Origin of the sequence: Litoribrevibacter albus (assembly GCF_030159995.1) — a bacterium.
GTDB classification, from domain to species: domain Bacteria; phylum Pseudomonadota; class Gammaproteobacteria; order Pseudomonadales; family Litoribrevibacteraceae; genus Litoribrevibacter; species Litoribrevibacter albus.
In genome coordinates, this window is record NZ_BSNM01000011.1 from 319667 (window position 1) to 341918 (window position 22252).

A 22252-nucleotide genomic window follows, 5' to 3' on the forward strand; every position below is an offset into this window, starting at 1 on the left:
AGGATCATTGCAACATTAACCGTTTAACGAGTTCATTACACGATCACGAATTTCAGAAACTTCACCAACGCCAGCCACTTTATGAATCTTAGGCGCATTTGCTTCACCAGAAGCAGCCCACTCAGAGTAATACGTCACTAGAGGCTTGGTTTGTTCATGATAAATAGCAAGACGCTTACGTACTGTCGCTTCCTGATCATCATCACGTTGCATCAAAGGTTCACCGGTTTCGTCATCCTTACCTTCTTCTTTAGGTGGATTGTAGATCACGTGGTAAACACGACCAGAACCTTCGTGAACACGACGGCCACTCATGCGCTTAACGATTTCTTCGTCTTCAACATCAATTTCCAAAACATGGTCGATGTCAACACCTGCTTGCTTCATTGCTTCTGCTTGAGGAATAGTGCGAGGGAAACCGTCAAATAGGAAACCATTTTTACAGTCATCTTGTTGAATGCGCTCTTCAACCAGCGCAATAATGATGTCGTCAGATACCAGACCACCAGTTTCCATAACTTCTTTCACTTTAAGGCCCAATGGTGTACCAGCCTTAACTGCAGCACGTAACATATCACCCGTAGAGATTTGAGGAATACCAAATTCTTTGGTGATATTTTGTGCCTGTGTCCCTTTACCAGCGCCTGGTGCGCCTAACAAAATGACTCGCATGGGGTTCCCCTAGTTAAATAAAATTGGCAGGAATTATAGGTCTTTATATCCCGATAAGCTAGTCACGCTTGGTTCAAAGCCAAGTTAACGTGAGCTGACTCAATCTTTGCTCGTGTTGAGATCTTTTCTACTCACAAATTAAGTCATTGAAATTACATTTCCACACAAGGGTTACTAATTTCTACATTTTCAACCTTAAATACGATAGAAGGCTCACAGCTTTGAACTAAACTTTTAATGAAGATCATCAGATCTCATGGAGCTTTTTTGCAGTTGGTGACTCACCCATACATCCAGTACATCAAGAGACACACTGCACGACTATCAAAGTAAGGTAGGTAACCATGAAAAGATTACAATCTCTGCTGCAGGAATGGCAGAACCACGCCTCTCAAACACTCGATGACAAAGAATATTCAGTCAAACTTTCCCGGCAGGATGCCGCAAGAATAAATGCATTGGCAGATCTCTATCCCAAACTCGACTCGGAGGACATCATTCGAGAATTACTGCACATTGCACTAGATGAAGTCGAAGCGTCTTTCCCTTATATCAAAGGGAGTAAAGTTGTGGCTACGGATGAGGAAGGTGACCCTATTTACGAAGACAGCGGTTTAACACCCCGCTACTTACAACTGACCAGAGAGCACATTAAGCGTCTAAAGAATGCTGCCAACTGCCCTGAGCAGTAACCTACCCCCAAGACCTGTATTACCAGGTAGCAGCGGGTCGCAGGTAGTGGGTAGCAACGAATTTTCGTCTCCCTTCATGATGAGAGCCTTCTGGTCGTGCCATGCCGGAAGATCACTCTCATCTCTTTTCTGTTTCAATCAGCCCGATTTTCTTTCCAACGCTTTTACATCGCGCCACAGTTGATCTTTTTCATCCAGAGTTAAGGCAGTGAAATCCTGTTGTCGCTCTTCTGCTAACCTTTCCATAGCTCTAAATCGGCGTTCAAACTTCAGGTTGGCTTTCATCAAAGCAGATTCAGGATGAACACCGTGATGCCTGGCCAGATTCACGCAACAAAACAGCAAGTCCCCAATCTCTTCTTCAATATGATCTGGATCTTGTGCTTCTTCTACTTCCTTCAACTCGGAGATTAACTGCTCTTTTACCCCGCTCAAATCATCCCAATCAAAACCGACCTTAGAGGCTTTCTTCTGAAGCTTCCAAGCCTTGATCAACCCTGGCAATCCATCAGTGATATTATCGAGTGCACTCGCTGATTGCGCACCGTCTTTAGAGGCTAGGCTACGCTCCCGGGCTTTAATGGCATCCCATTGCTGATGCAGTGTCTCATCAGATATTGAGGCATTATCCTGACTCTGGCCACGTAAGCGCCCGTCAGGAAACACGTGAGGATGACGGCGAAGCATTTTAGACACCAAGCCATCAATCACATCATGAAAATCAAACCAACCTTGCTCGTCTGCCAACTTACTGTAAAAAATTGCCTGAAAGATCAAGTCACCCAATTCTTTCCTGAGTTCCCCCCACTCCTGCTTGGCAATGGCTTCGGCCACTTCATACGCTTCCTCCAACGTATGAGGAACAATAGTGTCAAAGGTCTGTTTGAGATCCCACGGGCAACCGCCTTCGGGATCGCGCAATCGATCCATCAAATGAATCAAGTCATCAAGGTTGTATTTTTGTTCGGTCACAGCCAATCCAGTTCTTATGTTCTACGAGCCTTATTATCGATCTAACCATCCAGCTAATCACTGTGACGATGAGCATCAATAATGTTTGGTAGCTGATCAATTTTGGTGATCACTCGACTTAAGTCGGATAGATCACTGATCTCCGCCGTGATAATCATGGTAGCAATGCTTTCACTCTTATCAGATTGTGTATGCATTGCAGTAAGGTTAATTCCTTCGTTCGCCAGAATTAACGTGATATCACGTAATAAGCCGGGGCGATCATACGCCGTAATCTTAATATCAACCGGATAGGTATCCGTAGGCTCATGCCCCCAATCCACAGAAATCATACGTTCATCGTCTGTCTTCTGAAGATACAAGACATTAGGACAATCCTGACGGTGAATACTGACGCCTTTTCCTCGGGTGATGTAGCCCACAATAGGGTCACCAGGTACAGGCTTACAGCAGGATGCCAAAGTCGACATAAGACTGCCCACCCCAAGCACCTGAATATCTTCATTACCTCTTGGTTTAGGTTGAGACAATTCAACCGCTTTCTCTTCCGGCTTCACAGGCTTAAGGAAGGACTGGGCTGCATGTATCACTTGCCCAAGTCGTAAATCACCAGCACCAATACGAGCAAACAACTCTTCTTCGGAAGGAATGGTCAAAAGACTGGCCAATTTTTCCAGGTCAATCTTCTGTAGAGAAACTTTCTTAAGCTCAGGAATCAACAGCTCACGACCATCAATGATGTTCTGTTCTCTTGCCTGCTCTTTAAACCAGTGCTGTACTTTGGCACGAGCCCGACCAGAGTTCAGATATCCCAAATCCGAGTTCAGCCAGTCACGGCTCGGTTTGGCCTCTTTTGCGGTCAGAATTTCAATCTGTTCCCCAGTCTTCACTTTGTAGTTCAGAGGAACAATTTTCCCATTCACCTTGGCACCACGGCAGGCATGGCCTACTTCGGTGTGTACTTTGTAGGCAAAATCCAACGGTGTTGACCCCGAAGGAAGATCCACCACATGGCCATTCGGGGTGAACACATACACCCGGTCTTGGGCGACCCCCAGATCCAGTTCATCCCCAAGCCCGTCCAGAGAGCCCATATCGTCTTGCCATTCAAGCACCTGACGAAGCCACATAATTTTTTCTTCGTAGGCATCTTTTTTGGACTTGGTATCAGTGCCTTTATATAGCCAATGAGCACAAACTCCCAGCTCTGCATCTTCATGCATGTCAAACGTACGAATCTGGATCTCTACCGAACGTCCTGACGGTCCGATTACAGCCGTATGCAATGACTGATAACCATTTGGCTTAGGCGAGGCAATGTAATCGTCAAACTCCTGAGGAATGTGCTTCCACAATGAATGCACGACCCCAAGGATGGCATAGCAATCCCGAACTTCTTTCACCAGAATACGAACGGCTCGAATATCATAGACCTGATCAAACGGAATCTTCTTACGCTGCATCTTCCGCCAGATGCTGTAAATATGTTTCACCCGACCGCTGATCTCAGCATCGATGTTCATCCGCTCCAAAGACTGTTGAAGCAATTCGATAACATTTTCTATGTACTTCTGGCGATCCAATCGCTTCTCTTCCAACAGTTTGGCAATGCGCTTGTAAGAAAGCGGCTCAAGATAGCGGAAAGATAAATCTTCCAATTCCCACTTGATGTGACCAATGCCTAATCGATGTGCGAGAGGGGCGTACACATGAAACACTTCCCTCGCCACACGCATCTTACGTTCACGACCGGCATTCTTAACCGCACGAATGGCACACGTCCGTTCTGCCAGCTTGATCAGAGCAACTCGTACGTCGTCGATCATTGCCACCAGCATTTTCCGGATGTTATCCATTTGGGTCTGCTGTTGGCCAAGTACAATATTATTGGTAGGGGAAACCAGCGTTCCAATGGCGGCCATTTGCAAAACACCTTCGATCAGGTTGGCAACCGTCTCACCAAGTTCAGTTCGAACCCGCTCAATGGATAATCGTTCTTCACGAACAGCACGATAGACAATAGCGGCGACAAGAGTGTCCTGGTCCAATTGCAGGTCAGCCAGAATTTCAGCCATTTCAATGCCGACGTTCATGCAACCATAGCCTTCAGGCCAGGTGTTTTCGCCAAATTCGGAGCTAAACTGGGCTACCTCCGCCACATGACAGGCATACCGAATCTGAGCGATGTCTTGGATTTCAACCTTATCTGACAGCAGTTGCAGCCATTGATCGGCATCGAGATGCCCATCCGTAGTTAGAGGTTGATCTTGTCGAACTGTAACCATAATCCATTACTTCCTTAGGGCGCGCGTCTAACTTCCACATGAAGACTTACACCATACGCCTTAATTTTCATGTGTATTTCAGTATCGTGATCTTTCAAAGTTTCGCCAGTCTATCAAATCAAACCGAGCAATTCAGGTTCTGAGTCAACAGAACTTTATTTTGTAAAAACCGCCAACGTTTCAATATGAGATGTCTGAGGAAACATATCCAATAAGGTCAGACTGTCCAATTGATACCCTTGTTGCAAAATCCACTGGCTGTCCCGAGCCAACGACTGTGGGTTGCAAGAGACATAAGCGATGCGTCTTGCTTTGGTTCGACCTACATGCTGCGAGATCAGTTCCGCACCCGCTCGAGGCGGGTCTAAAATCAGACAATCACACGAATCATCAAGCCATTGCAACGCTGCTTCATCGAATAAATCCTGAACTTCCGCGTCGACATTCTCTAACTGATTCAACCTGGCGTTATCCAGTGACTTTTCTACCATTACATCTATCGCTTCAACGGCTTTTACACGCTTGGCGCGTTTCGCACTGGATAGAGTAAAGTTGCCCAAGCCACTGAACAAATCCAACACCCGATCTGAGGCCTGAATATTCAAGACTTCCATCACACGCTGCACCAGGTTGTCATTAACCCCGGCGTTCACCTGCAAGAAATCTTCTGGAGAGTAGGCAAGCTTTACGCCATCTTTCAGGCAAGAGACGGATTCCATACCCCGTTTCAGGGTTAAAGGCTCATTCCCCACTCGGAACCAAAGATTCAGCTCATTTGTCTCAGCCCATTGACTGACAATCGACTCAACTGGTTCAGGCAACCTCTCCAATAGTCGGAAACAGACCGACTGACTGTCTTGATCAGCAACGCACTCAATATGGGCAAATTGACGAAGTACGCTTGTTTTGGTGACATCCTGATGGAGCTGCTCTACTAAACCGTATACCGCCTTTAATAAGGCTTTCATTTCGTTAGTAACAATCGCACAGTCAGAGACAGGGACAATTTTCTTACTTCGGGCGGCTCGGAACCCTACTTTGAGCACCTGACATGACGCATCGTAATAACAGGCGAGGCGAATTTTCCTACGATATCCATAACCTTGATTCTCGCTGACAATTGGCTCATGCCAGCTTACCTGTTCCAGGTCGGTTCCGCGAAGCAGCAATTGCTCAACAACGGTTTGCTTATGAGCTATTTGGGATTGATGACTCATGTGCTGTAAATCACACCCACCACACTCTTCATAGACAGGACACTGCGGTGTAACCCGTTCAGTGCTGGCCTCCAAAACCTTGATGAGCTTTGCTTCTACTCGCTTATTGTTCGCTGCGGTAATCTGCGCCTTAACCTTTTCTCCCGGTAATGCATCAGGGATAAAACACGCACGTCCATTAAAGCGAGCTATCCCCTTTCCGTCATAAGATAACCGATCGACATCGACTTCAATGAATTGAGGGGAGCCACTGGAACTGCCTCCCTGTTTACCTGATGTCTGAATATTGTTAGCGGGCTTACGATAGCCACCACGACGTTTATTTTTAAAACCGGAAGTAGATTTTGCCATAATGGAAATTCACAGATGAGATAACAAAAAGCCTGATCATTAGATCAGGCCATACCTTGGGATTTCTTGAATGATCTAAAGAATAGCAACTAGTCGTTAAAGACACCGGTTGATAAGTATCGATCACCCCGATCACAAATAATGGCGACAATGGTCGCATTATTGACTCGCTCAGACAATTCCAGCGCAGCCGCAACCGCTCCGCCTGAAGAGACACCACAGAAGATCCCTTCTTTCTTAGCGAGATCTTTCATGACTTGCTCCGCCTTCTCTTGAGACATGTCGACCTTTTCATCCACACGAAAATCTTCATAGATGGAAGGTAAATATTCGATCGGCCAACGGCGAATTCCAGGAATCGCTGCGCCTTCCTGAGGCTGAAGTCCAACAATGCGGATGTCCGGATTCATTTCTTTCAAATAGCGAGACGTCCCCATGATCGTACCTGTCGTCCCCATTGAACTGACAAAATGGGTGATCTGACCATTGGTTTGCTGCCAAAGCTCCGGGCCAGTCCCTTTATAGTGGGCTAACGGATTATCTGTATTACCAAATTGATTAAGCACGACGCCCTTTTTCTCGTCTTGCATCTGTAATGCAAGATCCCGAGCCGCCTCCATGCCTTCTTCCTTGGTTACGGTAATTAATTCCGCACCATAGGCCGTCATCGCCAGCTTACGCTCTTCACTCATATTATCCGGCATGATCAAAATCATTCGATAGCCTTTAATCGCCGCCGCCATCGCTAACGCAATCCCCGTATTACCGCTGGTTGCTTCGATTAAACAATCGCCCGGTTTAATATCACCACGTTCTTCGGCTTGTTGAATCATCGACAATGCAGGTCGATCTTTCACTGATCCAGCCGGATTGTTGCCTTCCAGTTTCACCAGAACAACGTTACTTGGGTTTGGGTTTAATCGCTGAAGACGAACTAAAGGGGTATTACCGACGCATTGTTCAATCGTTGGATAATCCTGGCTCATGTACTAATCCTATCTGCCTAGGTAGGGTGATATCACCCGAAACTATCAATTGAGGAGTCTCTGAAAAGGTCTCATTTAGTTTAAAGTTAATGTTAAACAACATTCATTAAACAGAATGAGTGCGTTAGAGTTATCATTCAGGTCGATATCATACGCTGTTTTATTACTCACTAATAAGAATATAAAGCACTATTTTTATACAAGATTATTATAAATTTTCAAATTATGAGCATTCCTATGAAAAATTGGGGCATACAATCTCGCATCCTGCTTATTACGCTTCTGCCTCTGATCGCGATTTCCTGTGTTCTGGGCGGATACTTCATTAAGGTCAGATTGGATGATCTGGATACGCTGGTAGAACAGCGTGGCTTAGCCACTATTCGTCAGCTTGCCCCAGCGTGTGAATATGGTCTGGTGAGTAATAATAAAGACGTTCTTCAGAAGGTGGCGAACAGCACTCTCAACGAACTGGATGTTCGTTCTGCCCGCATTTACAACCGATTCCAAAATGAGATTGTTCACTCTGGCCCAGACATGAAAATCATTGATGACAGAGACGAACTACCTAATGAAATTCAAATCCGCCATTTTCAAGACTCCATTCGACTGATCACGCCTATCTTCGCTCAAAACCTCGCCAGCTATGAAAATCTCGACTTATCCGCCATTGGCTTCAAACAAGACGAACTGTTTTCAGAGAAAATCGGTTGGGCCGAATTGGAACTGTCTTTAACCAATACCGAACTCAAGAAATATCAGGCTTTGTTAACTTCCTGCCTGCTGTTATTCAGTGGCATTTTAGTGTGTACCATCATTACCATTCGATTCAGCCGGGAAATTACGACCCCGCTGATAAAACTGACGCAAGCGGTGGAAAGTATTAAGCAAGGCAATCTGGACGTTCGAATCAATTCAGAATCCGGAGGCGAGTTACGTATTCTGGAAAGCGGGATTAACTCCATGGCCTCCTCCCTGAAAACAGCATACGACGAAATGCAGCAGAGCATTGATCAGGCCACCGAAGATTACCGACAAACCCTCGAACAAATCGAAATCCAGAACGTGGAACTAAACCTGACTCGTCGAGAAGCACTTAAAGCGAGCCAGATTAAGTCTGAATTCCTGGCAAACATGAGTCACGAGATCCGAACACCGTTGAACGGGATTATCGGATTCACCAACCTTATTTTAAAAACCCAGCTTACTGCTCGACAACTGGACTACATCAACACGATTAAGAAGTCCTCCGAAGGCCTACTCGCCATTATCAATGACGTTCTGGATTTCTCGAAAATTGAAGCCGGTAAATTGGTGCTCGACAAGACGCCAATGAATCTCAGGGACTTGGTAGAAGATGTACTGACCATGATGGCACCTGCCGGTCAGGACAAAGGACTCGAACTTGTATCCTTGGTCTACAGCGATGTACCCGGCGATTTAATCGGTGATCCGTTACGCCTTAAACAAATCATCACCAACCTGGTCAACAACGCCATCAAATTTACCAACAAAGGCAGTGTCATTGTTCGCACTATGCTGGAGGAGCAAAAACAGAACACCGTCACCTTGAAGATATCGGTCACGGATACTGGAATCGGCATGACAGAAGATCAGCAGCAAGAGCTGTTCAGAGCCTTTACTCAAGCCGACACTTCCACCACCCGACAATATGGTGGAACCGGCCTCGGGCTTGTGATCTCGAAAAAACTGGTGGAACACATGGGCGGCGATATCGGCGTTGAAAGTGCTCTCAACCAAGGGTCAACCTTCTGGTTTACAGTCAAGATTCAAAAAGCCGAAGAGAGTAATACCATATATGAAGTAAATCGTCTTATGGAGAAACGTGCGCTTATTTTTGATACTCACCCAACAGCACGTTTGGCCCTGTCTCATTGTATTCAGCAGTGGGAAATGGACGCAGATGAAGTCGATGACCTGGACATCCTTGAAGAGCTGGCCTTCCAGGCAAATGAGAGCCAATCCCCCTTCGACACCATCATTATGGGAGTAGGCCAGGACCAACTTGAAAGTCAGCAAATCATTGAAACCATAAGGCGACTCCAGGAACACCTGAACCTTCCTATCATTGTGTTAATCAATACCACGGATCAACAAACGGTTCAGCGCTTTCAGTTGCTGAATGTTTCTTGCTTAACCAAGCCGATTATTTCAGCGAAATTGCATGAAACACTCATAAATAATTTCTTCTATCCCGCACAACTTCATAAACATAATGTGCATGAACACTTACCTGAGCATTCAAAAGTACCTCAAAAAGGCATTCATATTCTTGCTGTGGATGACAACGAAGCAAACTTAAAACTGTTAAGAACACTGCTCGAAGATTTAGGCCATAAGGTTTCCGAAGCCAAAAATGGCGCCGAAGCCGTAGAACAGGTTCAAATTGAAGTGCCGGATCTGGTCTTTATGGACATTCAAATGCCGGTAATGGATGGCGTTGAAGCAACCAAAACCATTCGAAGTCTCGACGAACGTAAGTACCTACAAATCCCGATCATCGCACTAACCGCCCATGCACTTTCCGGCGAGAAAGAAGCGCTGATCCAAGCAGGTCTGAACGATTATCTAACAAAACCTGTATCTGAGGATCAGTTATCCGCAACCATTGCCAAGTGGGTAGATAAAGGGGTTGGTGCTACCTCGCAAGCGACAAATACGCCAATATTACTTGAACCGAATAGACCAAAACTTGAACTACCAGGAACTCAAATCAGCACTCAGCAAGGAATCCGACACGAAAACGCTTCTCAGGAAAATCCTACACAAGACAACTCTGAGATGAACGGTAACAGCGTGGATATTGAGGAGTGTTTGAAACTGGCAGCCAACAAGGAAGATCTCGCCAAAGATATGCTCAGCATGCTGGTTGCGAGCTTTGATCGAGACATTCCTCCTATTACCTCAGCCTTGGCTAATGGATCACGAAATGACTTATTGAACAGCGTCCACAAAGTACACGGCGGAACCCGATATACAGGGGTGCCTAAATTGAGGGAAATCTGTCATAACTTTGAAAGTGCAATCAAAGAAGATGCACCGAACGTACAAATCGAAGAGTATTATCAAGCATTTCTGGCCGAGGTAGACACCATTAAAGCCTGGGTAAGTGCATCTGACTGGATCGTGACTGATCAAAAATAAACGTTATCAAAAGTAATCAAGATCAGTCTGATTCAAGTACTACAAATGCAATGGCATGAGATTGCTCATCAGAAAGCGAAAGGTGAATAATTGACACCCCTTTTTCTTGAGCAATCTCACTGGCACGCCCAGAAAATGTAAGGACGGGTTGCCCGGATGCCAGGTTACTGACTTCCACATCCTTCCAACTGATTCCCTGAGCGAGCCCGGTACCTAATGCTTTAAGGGCAGCCTCTTTTGCCGCAAACCTGCTTGCCAGAAAGACACTTGGCGTTTTTCGTTGATGATACTGAGCCAATTCTGGCTCAGTAAGAACACGATCAACAAACTTTGCCTGACGTTTGATAACACGCTCCATTCGAGCAATGTCACAAATATCGGTGCCAATTCCTACAATCATACGGCCGCTTCACGCATCAAGCGTTTCATTTCTGTCACGGCCTCAGAAAGGCCACTGAATACTGCACGAGCTATGATCGCGTGACCAATATTTAATTCATTAATCCCCGGGATCGCAGCAATAGGCTGTACATTGTGGTAATGCAGGCCATGACCAGCATTAACGATCAAACCTTTATCCAAGCCAAATCTAACGGCACTTTCTACTCGTTTAAGCTCAGCTAACTCAACATCATGAGATTCCGCCTCGGCATAGGCACCAGTGTGAAGCTCTACTACCGGAGCACCGCATCGAACTGCGGCCTCCAGCTGTGCTGGCTCAGGATCGATGAATAACGAAACTTCAATGCCCGCCTCAGCAAGACGTTTAACAGCACTTGCAACCTGAGCTTCGTTGCCAACCACATCCAAGCCACCTTCGGTGGTCAGTTCTTCACGTTTCTCAGGCACCAAGCAGCAATGAGCCGGCTTAACTTTCTCTGCAATAGCAACCATTTCATCCGTGATTGCCATCTCTAAATTCATTCGAGTCGTCAGAGTCTCTTTCAAGACATAAATGTCACGATCCTGAATGTGTCGACGATCTTCTCTCAAGTGAACAGTGATGCCATCAGCGCCTGCTTCTTCTGCAATAGCCGCCGCATAGACAGGATCAGGATATTGAGTACCACGAGCTTGGCGTAGGGTTGCTATATGATCGATATTGACGCCAAGAAGAATTTTATTGGTCATGAATGTCTGCCCTGTTTAAATTGATGTACAAGTCGTAAGTTTATAATGTCAGTTTAAAACTTTTGAATAGAGATCTGCTTTTTAACGGTTTTCCATTCAATAAACAACGGATAAACCATCGCATCAGCCCTTTAACTTCATTTAAAGACACCTGATTCGACAGATTATTTGAATTGAATGCTATTAACGTCGCCCCAAGAATTCGGCAAGCTTGTGAGGTCTTAGTAGCTTCAATTTCGTTACTGACTTGAGCTGAGTGATACGTTTGAGGCTCTGCTCTCAATAGTGTTACCCCAACACCATAATGCTCATGATTGACTGCAATGTAATATGCATCAGCGCGAATCGCCTCTCCGGTCAGCAAATCAACCGACAAGTCATTCAACCAACCAGAACTAATCAACAATTGACGTTCAAAGATTCTCAACACAGGCTCGATGAACACTCTTTGTGCCATCGACTCCAAATACCAGAGATAATCATCATACAAAGATGATGAATCAGCCAACTCTGGCAGAAAGTGCTGTATCAATTCATTGACATAGAACGCACTGAATAAATATTCAGAAGTCAGTTCCGCTTTTAATAAGGTGGGGTATGCCGAATCAACTTCCAACTTAATGAGCTGATGAGAACTTCCTTTGCTCCGCCAGGAAATCAGCATTGGCTTGAATAAAGGAATGGATCCAGGTTGACTTAACTTTCCCTGGACCCACAAAGAAAGGCGCCCATAGCGCCTTGAAAACACAGTAACGACAGCATCCTGTTCACCCACTACCCGGTGATGAATCAGGCAAGCGGACTCAAAGTCTACTCGCTCTCGCATAGAAAGAATCAATCCAACTGATCAAAATAACCCAGGCTTTGAAGAGCTCTCTCGTCGTCAGACCAACCACTTTTCACTTTAACCCAAAGCTTAAGCACCACTTGGTTATCAAACAACCGCTCCATATCCTGACGCGCATCGATACCAATCTGCTTGATCCGACCGCCTTTATTACCTATCAGGATGAGCTTCTGACCTTGCTTTTCCACGTAGATAACCGCGTCAATGTGGATACGCCCTTTAATGACCTTGAAACGCTCTACCATCACGGTCATTTGGTAAGGTACTTCCTCACCCAAAGAACGCATAACTTTTTCTCGCACAATTTCTGCCGACAAAAAGCGGGAACTTCGATCGGTTAGCTGATCTTCCGGATAAAAGTGAATACTCTCTGGAAGGAACGATTCCACCTTCTCTTCCAAAACATCTACTTGTCGCCCGGTTTTCGCGGAGATAGGGATCATTTCAACAAAATCATGTTTCTGACTGATCTCTTGCATGAAAGGCAATAGAGACTCTTTATCTTCTAACCAATCCACTTTATTGATTGCTAGAATCGTCGGAATACCTGAACGTTTGATCTTATCCAGAACAAAGTCTTCTTCTTCAGTCCAGGCTGTGCGATCAATAATAAAAACAACCACATCTACGCCTTCAAGCGCTGATGATGCCGCTTTGTTCATAAAGCGGTTCAATGCTTTCTCTTTGTTAAGATGCAGTCCTGGAGTATCAACATATACCGCCTGCACATCACCTTCGGTCTTCACACCAATGATTTGATGTCTGGTGGTTTGTGGCTTACGACAGGTAATACTAATCTTTTGACCTAAGATCTTATTCAGTAACGTCGACTTCCCAACATTCGGACGTCCGACGATAGCAACATAGCCACACCGCTGTTGAGGTTCTTGAGTTTGGTCTTCGATGGTCATTGCACCTACGCCTATTGTTTCTCTTCTCGAGTGTCCACACCCAAAAGAATAAGTGCCTCACCAGCTGCCACCTGTTCAGCAATTCTTCGACTGGTTCCTTTTCCATAAGCAACCTCTTCCAAGCTCTCCACACGACATTCCACAAAGAAAGTCTGCTGGTGCGCCTGTCCCTTAACATTGACAACCTCGTACTGAGGTAAAGGTTGTTGCCTAGATTGCAGAAACTCTTGCAAACGCGTTTTAGGATCTTTCAACGTGTCTTTAACGGATAGTTTTTCTAAGCGAGACTGATACCAGTTAAGGATAACGCGTTTACATGCCGCCATATCGCCATGATTTTCAAGATGGATGGCGCCAATAATGGCCTCAACTGCATCAGCCAGAATGGAATCTCTACGATAGCCACCGCTTTTGAGCTCTCCCGACCCCATTTTCATGTATTCGCTCAAGCCAAATTCACGGCCTAATTCAGCCAAGGTTGCGCCTTTCACCATGCGAGCACGAAGACGACTGAGCTGCCCTTCCTGAGCGTCAGAAAAACGGTGATAGAGATCCTCACCGATCACATAATTTAATATGGAATCGCCGAGAAACTCTAAACGTTCATTGTTTTTACCACCGACACTTCGGTGACTAAGAGCCAGCTCCAACAGAGCCTCGTCCTGGAAGTGGTAACCTAACTGGTTATATAAAGAAATGTATTGATTTGTCATTAAAGAATTTAAAAGAATTAATCCTAGTTATTGGGTAAATTAACGTGGTTCTCGAAGGTCACTATCAGATCAATATTTGAAACCATCTTGATACGCTTTTCATAATCTATGCGGACTTGGGTGTACTGATCTTCTTCTACGAATTCGATATCCTTATCTTGTATCCACCTGATACTATTGATACTCAATCGCTTTAAAATAGTTCTGCTAATGGAGTCATAAGACTCATCAACTAATGTTCGATCTTGAGCTAACGGTTCTAAAACCGAATGAATAGTGCTGTTATCCATATACAGAGGAAAGATCTTTAACCCAATCCAAGCAAAAAAGCCTATGATTGACAAAGAAAAAGCCAGCGACCACATTGTCCAACCCTGTTGATTACGGCTATTCATCCTTCACCTCGACATATCTAACAATGAATTACTCAGTTTGAATTGAAAAACCTTAATGGCTATTACTCTATCCAACGGTTCTCACCAAACGTAGGCAAGCTAAAGATACTTTCCCAGTGCATCCATACAGCGAATGCCTTACCAACTACCAAATTATCTGGAACAAAGCCCCAGAAGCGACTGTCATTACTGTTATCTCGGTTATCGCCCATAACGAAGTAATGCCCCTCAGGTACCACCCAAGTCTTATTTACTCGCGCTGATGAGTTGGCTTTGTAAATGGAGTGAGACACCGCTCCTAACTGTTCAGTATAGCGTCCCATACGATTTTGCAAGCTTGGCGCCTGCGCCAATTGCGTCTCAATCAACTGGTTGTTAATAAACAATTGCTTGTCTTGGTAACGAATCCTGTCTCCCGGTAGTCCAACCACGCGCTTAATAAAGTTAATTTTTGGATTATTTGGAAATTTGAAAACCATTACATCGCCACGAGCGGGATCCTTATAAGGAATCACTTTGGTTCCGGCAACCGGAAGACGCACCCCATACTCAAATTTATTTACAAGAATGAAGTCATCAACCTTCAAGGTAGGCAACATAGAGCCAGAGGGAATCTGAAACGGCTCAACAAGAAAAGACCGAACGACCAGAACAACAAAGAAAACTGGAAAAAATGACTTACTCAGCTCAACCAAATATGGCTCTTTTGCGATCTTATCAAGAATATGTTGTTGATCGTTGCTAAGCTCTTGATCTTGAGAAAGCCCCATATCAGTTCGAGCCTGAGCCAATTGCAGACTTCTAGGCTTTCTCAACACTAGAAAATCAAATACCCATCCCAGTGCACACGCAAACGTTAATACCACCAAAACCAGTGGAAAATCGATATCCATATCAGTCATCTACCCTTAATACTGCTAAGAATGCTTCTTGTGGTACTTCTACATTACCCACTTGCTTCATACGCTTTTTACCTTCCTTCTGCTTCTGAAGCAATTTTTTCTTACGGCTCACGTCACCACCGTAACATTTAGCCGTTACATTTTTACGTAATGCTTTTACATTGGTTCGAGCAACCACCTGGTTACCAATCGCCGCCTGAATTGCCACATCGTACATTTGACGTGGAATCAACTCTTTCATTTTTTCCACCAATGCGCGACCTTTACTCTGACTGATCGCGCGGTGAACAATAATCGCCAAAGCATCAACACGATCACCGTTGATAAGAACATCTAATCGGACCATGTCTGACGGCTCGAAACGCTCAAAGGTAAAATCAAGAGACGCAAAACCACGGCTAACGGATTTCAAACGATCGAAGAAATCCATCACCACTTCACTCATTGGGATTTCATAGGCAAGAGCTACCTGGCCACCGACAAACTGCATATCTTTTTGAATACCGCGCTTTTCAACACACAAGCTGATGACATTCCCTAAGTAATCCTGAGGAACCAGAATATTCACGCGAACAATCGGCTCCCTCATTTCAGCGATAGACGCTGTTGCTGGTAACTTGGACGGGTTATCAACCAGAATGGTTTCACCTTTTGTGGTAACTACTTCATATACCACAGTCGGAGCAGTTGTGATCAAATCAAGATCATATTCGCGCTCAAGACGCTCCTGAATGATCTCCATATGCAACATCCCAAGGAAGCCACAACGGAAACCAAAACCTAAAGCATCTGACGATTCCGGCTCATAGAAAAGAGACGCATCATTCAACGTCAACTTCGCCAACGCTTCCCGGAAATCTTCGTAATCATCCGAACTCACAGGGAAAAGCCCTGCGTAAACCTGAGGTTTCACCTTCTGGAAACCTGGCAGACTAGGAACATCCGGTGTTTTTTGATGGGTGATGGTATCCCCTACAGGCGCACCTTGAATGTCCTTGATACTTGCACAAATAAAGCCCACTTCACCGGCTTTTAATATTCCGGTGTCTGTACGCTTAGGTGTAAAGATACCAATACGATCAACAGAGTGGACTTGCCCCGTCGACTTAATAGAGATCTTATCGCCTTTTTTTAAGGTACCGTTCTTAACACGAACCAAGGAAACCACGCCAAGATAGTTATCAAACCAGGAGTCAATGATCAGCGCCTGGAGATCGGCATCGACATTCCCTTCAGGGGCAGGAATCTTGGCAACCAGCGCCTCAAGCACTTCTTCAATGCCTAAACCACTTTTTGCACTACAAGGAACAGCATCTTCCGCTTCAATACCGATAATGTCTTCAATTTCTGATTTAACACGATCAGGCTCGGCTTGAGGCAAGTCCATTTTATTCAGAACAGGAACAACCTCGAGACCTTGTTCGATTGCGGTATAGCAGTTCGCAACCGATTGTGCTTCCACACCCTGAGCGGCATCAACAACCAATAAGGCACCTTCACACGCCGCTAATGAACGGGATACTTCATAGGAAAAGTCAACGTGTCCCGGCGTATCAATGAAATTTAATTGATACGTATTACCATCCTGGCTTTTGAAATTAAGAGTCACGCTCTGAGCCTTAATCGTAATTCCACGCTCACGCTCAAGATCCATAGAATCCAAAACCTGTGCTGCCATCTCACGTTCACTTAGTCCACCACAGATCTGGATAAAACGATCTGCAATCGTGGACTTACCATGATCGATATGAGCAATAATTGAAAAATTACGAATATGATCCAAAGAACTCACAAAACCCTCGCCGTACTTCGACTTTTAACAAATAGCGGAGCATTTTAAACTAAAAAGACCGCCCACTCACCACAAATGCGAAAATAATCAGAAAAAACGACATTCAGTGTTTCCTGAGCGATGAAAAATCAATCTTTAGAGATATAATTCAGCATAAGCGCAGTGCTTAATGAGGGCGATTCAGCTAGAAATCAGTGGCTTCTCGACTATACTTAGTGGATTATTTCTCTTTCAAAACAATACATAGCGATACGGGGATAAGGTCATAGATTTAAATCCATGTTTGGAAATCAATCTTAATACTGCCTACTATGACGAGTTTGTTTTTCACTAATCCGCCCTCTCCCCAAAGAATTGGCCATTATCACGGTAGTTCTAGCACCCCCGTAAAAAATCTACTTAGCAGTAAGGCACTATTGGTGCCTACCTTATATTCGCTGTTAGCCTTATTTATTCTTTGCCCCTCAACCGTGTTGAGCGAGACCATTGATAAGAACAAGATGCTAAAGATCGAAGCCGCTTATCTGTACAAGTTCACCAAATTTATTCAATGGCCTGATCATCTTTTTGAACAAAGCTCAAACCTTAATATTTGTTTACTGGGTAACGAACTCGCACCACTAAATCGCCTATTAAGCAAAGGAGTATCAGGAAAACAATCTAACGGCCGAACCCTTCAGATTTATCATTACCAAACCAGCTTACCCCAGAACAACGATCCCAAGTGCCATCTGGTTTATCTTGATACTGTCTCCGCACAGTCTCTGGAAGCAAAACTGAATAAAACCACAACACTTCTGATCAGCTCACCTCATAATGAGCACAAAACAGAGAGTCTTATCTATCTCGACATTCAACAAGGCAAACTGGTCTTTTTCATTAATCAACAACACCTGGACGACTCTCAATTGGATATCAATGCAGCGCTGCTATCACTCGCGAGGAAACACTTATGAGCAAGTGGTTCAGTAAATTAACGTTCCAACGAAAAGTACTCTACGTCATTATTGCTGTTAGTATCCTCGCAGTTGTTGTGAGTGTTACACCCCAACAAATCAATATCGTCACTCAACAGAAAGAAAACCTAATCACCCAATCACGGCTTCAGGCTAAGTTAATTGGTCAGATATCTGCGGCAGGTATCAGTTTCGAACAAACAGACGCCGTAAATGAACTCCTTGCCTCGCTTAAAGTGTCTCCAAACATTCTTGCAGCCACTATTTTAAAACGAGATGAATTCACTCAGGAACTGAGTGTCTTTGCCACTTTTGGCCCTTCTGTGTCCGTGGAGAATTTCAACAAAATCATTGATCAAAGTGATCTGGATCTAGGAGAAGAACACGCCTATATCTTCGAACCTATCACACTGGATGGCAGTATTATTGGATACACCGTTCTGACTGTTGATTTAAAAGACTTGCACAATCAAGTATTCAACAGCGTGTTCTTAACCATCATTGCAGTGGCCTCAGCACTGGCGATTGCATTTTATATATCAAACATCGCTCAGAAAGCGCTGACAAAACCGATAGAAATCCTTACCGAGACAACCTCTAAAGTAGCAAAAGAACAGGATTACGGTTTACGTGCCGAAGTGATATCGGACGATGAGCTAGGCATGCTAAGCCGTTCGTTTAACCGTATGCTGGATGAATTAGAACGCTACGATTTGCAAAGAAAAGAACAAGAAGACGAAATCATTCGACTCAATCAAAGTCTTGAGAAAAAAGTCGAAATGCGAACCAATGAGCTAAAGAATGCCAACCAAAAATTGACGGATAGTTTGCAACAGCTCCAAAACACTCAAAAGCAAATGGTTGAACAGGAAAAGATGGCATCTCTAGGGAGCCTAGTTGCCGGCGTTGCTCACGAAATTAACACCCCTATTGGTATCGGCATTACAGCGATCTCTCACTTGGAACACATCATCAGTGAATTAGAGGAACCTTTTTATCAAGGCAAGCTCAGTAAGAGTAACTTTGAGAATGCGCTAAGAAATCTCAAAGAATGCCATAACCTGGTGTTCTCAAATCTTGAACGAGCCGCCCAACTGGTTAAAAGTTTCAAGATGGTCGCGGTGGATCAATCCAGCGAAGAAAAACGATTATTTAACCTCAAAAACTATCTCAGTGACGTTATTACATCTCTACGACCAGAACTACGTAAAACCAACCTGACACTGGAACTGAATGTGGATGCCAGTCTGTTCTTAAACAGCTTCCCTGGTGCCTTTTCCCAGATATTTACCAATCTCATCATGAACTCCATCATTCATGGCTTCAATCCTTCAGATACCGGGCTCATTCTTATCTCTGCCAAACTGGAAGAAGATACCTTAGTTATTGATTATAAAGACTCTGGCAAAGGGATTTCTGCGGACATTTCCCAGAAGATCTTCGATCCGTTCTTCACCACAAACAGGGATACCGGTGGTAGTGGTTTAGGCACACACATTATCTACAACTTAGTCACCCAAGCCTTAAACGGAAGCATTGAACTGGATAATTCCGCCGAACAGGGAGCGCATTTCATCATTATGATCCCTTGGGAAAAAGTAAAAGCAGGAACTGTGTAACGCTGTTTTATACAACCCTGTTTTATACAACCCTGCTTTTACATAACCCTGTTTTATCGTTACCGGTTGTTTTACTATTCCCCTTCAAACACACCAATACGTTGAACACTGACTCATGTCTGTTAAAGAAAACCTATTCATAAGCTTCTTTTCCGTTGCCATTATTCTAACAGTCGTTGTAATAGCCAAAAGCTTCTTTCCAATTAATGACCAAGACAGCTTGATTTGGCTTATTGCTGGCGTTTTGGTTTTATCCACCATATCTCGCTCCGTGGGAAGAACGCTCTATAAAAAGCTATTTAGGGAGTGACCACATACAGCTAAAGTTATTTAGACGACTCTAAGTGTTCAATTACCAGTTTTAAGTTACGTCGATTGGCTTTAAACATTAAGTCAAAGAAATCCCCAAGAAGTGGAATTGAGCCCACCAGTACATCCAACAGTACATTCAGAACCATCTTGATATAGATACGTTTTGGCAGTTGGTAGCGCAGACTCTCTTTGATTAACCAAAGACTCAACAGCCCTGTTAGGACATCCCCTACAACAGGAACCAAGCCAATAAGAAAATCCAAACCAAAGCGAATTTTTGTAAATGGTATTCGCCATTGAGTTTCCATTATCCGTGAAAATCGATTAAGTCGTTTAAGGCTCAGTTTCAGGTCATCTTCCGATTGCATCACACTCAACATTCCCGGTTTTCAATTTCATTAAGAGCCTGATAGTACCCAAATTATCCCCTTAGTAGGAACATTCTAATTTTTACAATTATATTGTGCTCATATTGTTAAAGTCCGGTGGTTACTTTTTAAGGTCAAGGAATAACAAGAAGGTCCAAGTGACTCAAACTCTTGTCAAAGCAGACCGATAACCACTTCAAAACCAGAAACTTATACCAGGTTACCGGGCATGTTGTGTAAAACTAAGCGAGTAGACTATCTTATGAGCATACAAAAGACCTTGAACAGCCAACTTGAACAAGCCAAAACAGCACAAACAAAAATTCAAACTGTATTGAACGAGCAGTTTGAGAAAGCCGGCGTTGAAGTTCGCAAAATCCTTAAAGACCTAGGTGTAAACGTTGAAGGTGATGCTCCAATCACATTGAAAGATGCGCTAGTTGAAATCAAGCAAAACAACCACTCTCTTCGTGAGTTGGTAACCAACATTGATATTGCAACCTATGACGTTCGTAACCGTTTTTCTTGGAATGCTCATATGCTTAGCGCTCTGGCAGAACTAAAAGCCATCAAAGCAGTTGAGCAAGCAGTAGAATCAGCAAAACCTAAAGTAGCTGCTTACAAAGAGCAAGTTGAAGGTACTGTTAATCCTTACATCGAGCAAGCAAACGGCTACACCCAAAAAGTTATGTCTCAAGTAAACGAATACCGTAGCCAGGTTGAAACTGCAGTTGCACCTTACCGTGAAAAAGTTAACGCGCAACTAGAGCAACTTACTGCACAAGCAAGCTCCCTAAAAGAGCAAGTGAACAGCAAGCTAGGCCGTTAATCGACCTGCTTTTTGAAAGAATTACCTTCCCTTCTAGTCGGTAATTTCCCTTGTTTTGCTGGCCAATTTGGCCAGCTTTTTTTTGCCTGAAAGAATGCAATCATCCAAATTTCAAGCATAAAAAAAGCCTCTTTCGAGGCTTTTCAAAGGATCGAATTATTGCTGCTTTAGAATAGCAACATCATCCGCCTGAAGACCTTTATCACCTTTGATTACATCAAACTTAACTTTCTGGCCTTCTTTAAGAAAACGGTGTCCACGACCACGGATAGAACGGAAGTGTACAAAAATATCTTCCCCTTGATCACGGGTAATAAAACCAAAGCCTTTTGAAACATTGAACCACTTAACCGTACCTGTTTCACGAACATCTTCTTGCTCAGTAACGTAACGGCTTTTACCACGACCTTCAGACGGACTAGAAGATAAAACTGCACTTAACACAAACTCAACTAAAAGAATGGAAAGCACAAACACTACATAGCCGATTGCAAGAGTTTCTAGGGTAAGTGCTTCAGGAAGCATACCTAAAGCAAAAAGCACTGCTCCGCCTACAAGAGGAGCGACTACAGCAGTGACAATCGTCGTTATTATATTTTTAGAAGAATCACTATTACTCATACTAACTACCATCTCATTTCACTAAAAACAAAATTCTATTAATCAACAGCAACCACACAGCAAGAGCACCATGAGGCTCAATTGATTATAATAAGTACCATCGGGATTGAATTCCGACGCACCTTGCCTTACCAAGACGAGGTTTTCACCTAATGCATTGTCGTGTTGAGACCAAAATGATCAACCACATTAAGATCAGGTAAGGACTATAGCACTATATGATTGTAAAAAAATCTTTTACAAAACAAAATATTGCAGAATGCAATTTATAGCAGGTAATTTATGAGCAGCAAAGTAGAAGATCTGGAAACTCGTCTGGCTTTTCAGGAAGACACTCTAGAAACCATCAATAAAATCGTCATAGAACAGCAAAAAGAAATTGAAAAGCTGCACAGCTATATTCGCATACTGAAAGATAAGATCTCCTCTGTTGAGAGTTCTATTCCATTAGCAGAAAACGACGCGCCACCACCCCATTATTGATCGTTTTTGCTGAAGAATTCCCAGCATAAAAAA

The 22252-nt window shown here is 44.0% G+C and carries 21 protein-coding genes; 6 read left to right on the forward strand and 15 right to left on the reverse strand.

The features are described from left to right. Positions 1 to 15: 15 nt before the first annotated feature. Positions 16 to 672: an adenylate kinase gene (gene adk, locus QQL66_RS08480; protein WP_284380700.1), complete on the reverse strand. Its 657-nt coding sequence runs from the start codon at positions 670 to 672 to the stop codon at positions 16 to 18. 344 nt (positions 673 to 1016) lie between these two features. Between adk and QQL66_RS08485 the strand changes: the two genes are divergently transcribed. Then, on the forward strand, positions 1017 to 1364 hold the full coding sequence (locus QQL66_RS08485; protein ID WP_284380702.1) for a type 1 pili tip component: 348 nt from the start codon (positions 1017 to 1019) through the stop codon (positions 1362 to 1364). 138 nt (positions 1365 to 1502) lie between these two features. On the opposite strand, the gene mazG is transcribed toward QQL66_RS08485, so the two are convergent. The 4 genes from mazG to cysM form a co-directional block, all read right to left on the reverse strand. Next, the gene (gene mazG, locus QQL66_RS08490; RefSeq protein ID WP_284380704.1) at positions 1503 to 2336 is read right to left on the reverse strand and encodes a nucleoside triphosphate pyrophosphohydrolase; all 834 of its coding nucleotides are present in this window, start codon (positions 2334 to 2336) and stop codon (positions 1503 to 1505) included. A 53-nt stretch (positions 2337 to 2389) separates the two neighbouring features. Continuing rightward, positions 2390 to 4621, reverse strand: coding sequence for a GTP diphosphokinase (gene relA, locus QQL66_RS08495; protein ID WP_284380707.1), 2232 nt, complete (start codon positions 4619 to 4621; stop codon positions 2390 to 2392). A 155-nt stretch (positions 4622 to 4776) separates the two neighbouring features. Beyond that, entirely contained in the window at positions 4777 to 6189 is a 1413-nt protein-coding gene (gene rlmD / locus QQL66_RS08500) for a 23S rRNA (uracil(1939)-C(5))-methyltransferase RlmD (RefSeq protein ID WP_284380708.1), read from the reverse strand. 89 nt (positions 6190 to 6278) lie between these two features. Further along, positions 6279 to 7175, reverse strand: a complete 897-nt coding sequence (cysM, locus tag QQL66_RS08505; protein ID WP_284380709.1) for a cysteine synthase CysM — start codon at positions 7173 to 7175, stop codon at positions 6279 to 6281. Positions 7176 to 7412: 237 nt separating this feature from the next. Between cysM and QQL66_RS08510 the strand changes: the two genes are divergently transcribed. Then, entirely contained in the window at positions 7413 to 10340 is a 2928-nt protein-coding gene (locus QQL66_RS08510) for a response regulator (protein ID WP_284380710.1), read from the forward strand. Between the two features lie 22 nt (positions 10341 to 10362). On the opposite strand, the gene acpS is transcribed toward QQL66_RS08510, so the two are convergent. The 8 genes from acpS to lepA form a co-directional block, all read right to left on the reverse strand. After that, positions 10363 to 10740: a holo-ACP synthase gene (acpS, locus tag QQL66_RS08515; RefSeq protein ID WP_284380711.1), complete on the reverse strand. Its 378-nt coding sequence runs from the start codon at positions 10738 to 10740 to the stop codon at positions 10363 to 10365. Then, the gene (gene pdxJ / locus QQL66_RS08520) at positions 10737 to 11471 is read right to left on the reverse strand and encodes a pyridoxine 5'-phosphate synthase (protein ID WP_284380712.1); all 735 of its coding nucleotides are present in this window, start codon (positions 11469 to 11471) and stop codon (positions 10737 to 10739) included. Before pdxJ ends, acpS begins: the two co-directional genes overlap by 4 nt. Before the next feature lie 40 nt (positions 11472 to 11511). Beyond that, positions 11512 to 12297: a DNA repair protein RecO gene (recO, locus tag QQL66_RS08525; protein ID WP_284380714.1), complete on the reverse strand. Its 786-nt coding sequence runs from the start codon at positions 12295 to 12297 to the stop codon at positions 11512 to 11514. Positions 12298 to 12305: 8 nt separating this feature from the next. Next, on the reverse strand, positions 12306 to 13229 hold the full coding sequence (era, locus tag QQL66_RS08530) for a GTPase Era (protein ID WP_284380715.1): 924 nt from the start codon (positions 13227 to 13229) through the stop codon (positions 12306 to 12308). A gap of 11 nt (positions 13230 to 13240) precedes the next feature. Further along, positions 13241 to 13942, reverse strand: coding sequence for a ribonuclease III (gene rnc, locus QQL66_RS08535; protein WP_284380716.1), 702 nt, complete (start codon positions 13940 to 13942; stop codon positions 13241 to 13243). 23 nt (positions 13943 to 13965) lie between these two features. Beyond that, entirely contained in the window at positions 13966 to 14337 is a 372-nt protein-coding gene (locus QQL66_RS08540) for a DUF4845 domain-containing protein (RefSeq protein WP_284380717.1), read from the reverse strand. 62 nt (positions 14338 to 14399) lie between these two features. After that, positions 14400 to 15224, reverse strand: a complete 825-nt coding sequence (lepB, locus tag QQL66_RS08545) for a signal peptidase I (RefSeq protein ID WP_431356907.1) — start codon at positions 15222 to 15224, stop codon at positions 14400 to 14402. A gap of 7 nt (positions 15225 to 15231) precedes the next feature. Next, positions 15232 to 17031, reverse strand: coding sequence for a translation elongation factor 4 (gene lepA, locus QQL66_RS08550; protein ID WP_284380719.1), 1800 nt, complete (start codon positions 17029 to 17031; stop codon positions 15232 to 15234). A gap of 419 nt (positions 17032 to 17450) precedes the next feature. On the opposite strand from lepA, the gene QQL66_RS08555 reads away from it, so the two are divergent. Together QQL66_RS08555 and QQL66_RS08560 are read left to right on the forward strand one after the other, a co-directional pair. Then, positions 17451 to 17987, forward strand: a complete 537-nt coding sequence (locus QQL66_RS08555; RefSeq protein WP_284380720.1) for a YfiR family protein — start codon at positions 17451 to 17453, stop codon at positions 17985 to 17987. Next, positions 17984 to 19606 carry a HAMP domain-containing sensor histidine kinase gene (locus QQL66_RS08560; RefSeq protein ID WP_284380721.1) on the forward strand — a complete coding sequence of 541 codons (1623 nt, stop codon included), beginning with the start codon at positions 17984 to 17986 and terminating at the stop codon, positions 19604 to 19606. Before QQL66_RS08555 ends, QQL66_RS08560 begins: the two co-directional genes overlap by 4 nt. Positions 19607 to 19932: 326 nt before the next feature. On the opposite strand, the gene QQL66_RS08565 is transcribed toward QQL66_RS08560, so the two are convergent. After that, positions 19933 to 20286, reverse strand: coding sequence for a DUF4112 domain-containing protein (locus QQL66_RS08565; protein WP_284380986.1), 354 nt, complete (start codon positions 20284 to 20286; stop codon positions 19933 to 19935). A gap of 262 nt (positions 20287 to 20548) precedes the next feature. Between QQL66_RS08565 and QQL66_RS08570 the strand changes: the two genes are divergently transcribed. Further along, on the forward strand, positions 20549 to 21115 hold the full coding sequence (locus QQL66_RS08570) for a hypothetical protein (protein ID WP_284380722.1): 567 nt from the start codon (positions 20549 to 20551) through the stop codon (positions 21113 to 21115). 156 nt (positions 21116 to 21271) lie between these two features. On the opposite strand, the gene QQL66_RS08575 is transcribed toward QQL66_RS08570, so the two are convergent. Continuing rightward, positions 21272 to 21736 (reverse strand): cold-shock protein, encoded by a 465-nt coding sequence (locus QQL66_RS08575; protein ID WP_284380723.1) that lies wholly within the window; start codon positions 21734 to 21736, stop codon positions 21272 to 21274. Between the two features lie 282 nt (positions 21737 to 22018). Between QQL66_RS08575 and QQL66_RS08580 the strand changes: the two genes are divergently transcribed. Continuing rightward, positions 22019 to 22219, forward strand: coding sequence for a SlyX family protein (locus tag QQL66_RS08580; protein ID WP_284380724.1), 201 nt, complete (start codon positions 22019 to 22021; stop codon positions 22217 to 22219). The last annotated feature ends 33 nt before the right edge of the window (positions 22220 to 22252 follow it).

Bases quoted from the DNA above. Each gene is read 5' to 3' on its own strand.
- acpS (WP_284380711.1), bottom strand. From the start codon at position 10,740: ATGATTGTAGGAATTGGCACCGATATTTGTGACATTGCTCGAATGGAG.
- QQL66_RS08560 (WP_284380721.1), top strand. From the start codon at position 17,984: ATGAGCAAGTGGTTCAGTAAATTAACGTTCCAACGAAAAGTACTCTAC.
- relA (WP_284380707.1), bottom strand. From the start codon at position 4,621: ATGGTTACAGTTCGACAAGATCAACCTCTAACTACGGATGGGCATCTC.
- rnc (WP_284380716.1), bottom strand. From the start codon at position 13,942: ATGACAAATCAATACATTTCTTTATATAACCAGTTAGGTTACCACTTC.
- recO (WP_284380714.1), bottom strand. From the start codon at position 12,297: ATGCGAGAGCGAGTAGACTTTGAGTCCGCTTGCCTGATTCATCACCGG.
- QQL66_RS08510 (WP_284380710.1), top strand. From the start codon at position 7,413: ATGAAAAATTGGGGCATACAATCTCGCATCCTGCTTATTACGCTTCTG.
- QQL66_RS08485 (WP_284380702.1), top strand. From the start codon at position 1,017: ATGAAAAGATTACAATCTCTGCTGCAGGAATGGCAGAACCACGCCTCT.
- QQL66_RS08580 (WP_284380724.1), top strand. From the start codon at position 22,019: ATGAGCAGCAAAGTAGAAGATCTGGAAACTCGTCTGGCTTTTCAGGAA.
- adk (WP_284380700.1), bottom strand. From the start codon at position 672: ATGCGAGTCATTTTGTTAGGCGCACCAGGCGCTGGTAAAGGGACACAG.
- QQL66_RS08575 (WP_284380723.1), bottom strand. From the start codon at position 21,736: ATGAGTAATAGTGATTCTTCTAAAAATATAATAACGACGATTGTCACT.
- QQL66_RS08540 (WP_284380717.1), bottom strand. From the start codon at position 14,337: ATGAATAGCCGTAATCAACAGGGTTGGACAATGTGGTCGCTGGCTTTT.
- rlmD (WP_284380708.1), bottom strand. From the start codon at position 6,189: ATGGCAAAATCTACTTCCGGTTTTAAAAATAAACGTCGTGGTGGCTAT.
- QQL66_RS08565 (WP_284380986.1), bottom strand. From the start codon at position 20,286: ATGCAATCGGAAGATGACCTGAAACTGAGCCTTAAACGACTTAATCGA.
- cysM (WP_284380709.1), bottom strand. From the start codon at position 7,175: ATGAGCCAGGATTATCCAACGATTGAACAATGCGTCGGTAATACCCCT.
- era (WP_284380715.1), bottom strand. From the start codon at position 13,229: ATGACCATCGAAGACCAAACTCAAGAACCTCAACAGCGGTGTGGCTAT.
- pdxJ (WP_284380712.1), bottom strand. From the start codon at position 11,471: ATGACCAATAAAATTCTTCTTGGCGTCAATATCGATCATATAGCAACC.
- QQL66_RS08570 (WP_284380722.1), top strand. From the start codon at position 20,549: ATGAGCATACAAAAGACCTTGAACAGCCAACTTGAACAAGCCAAAACA.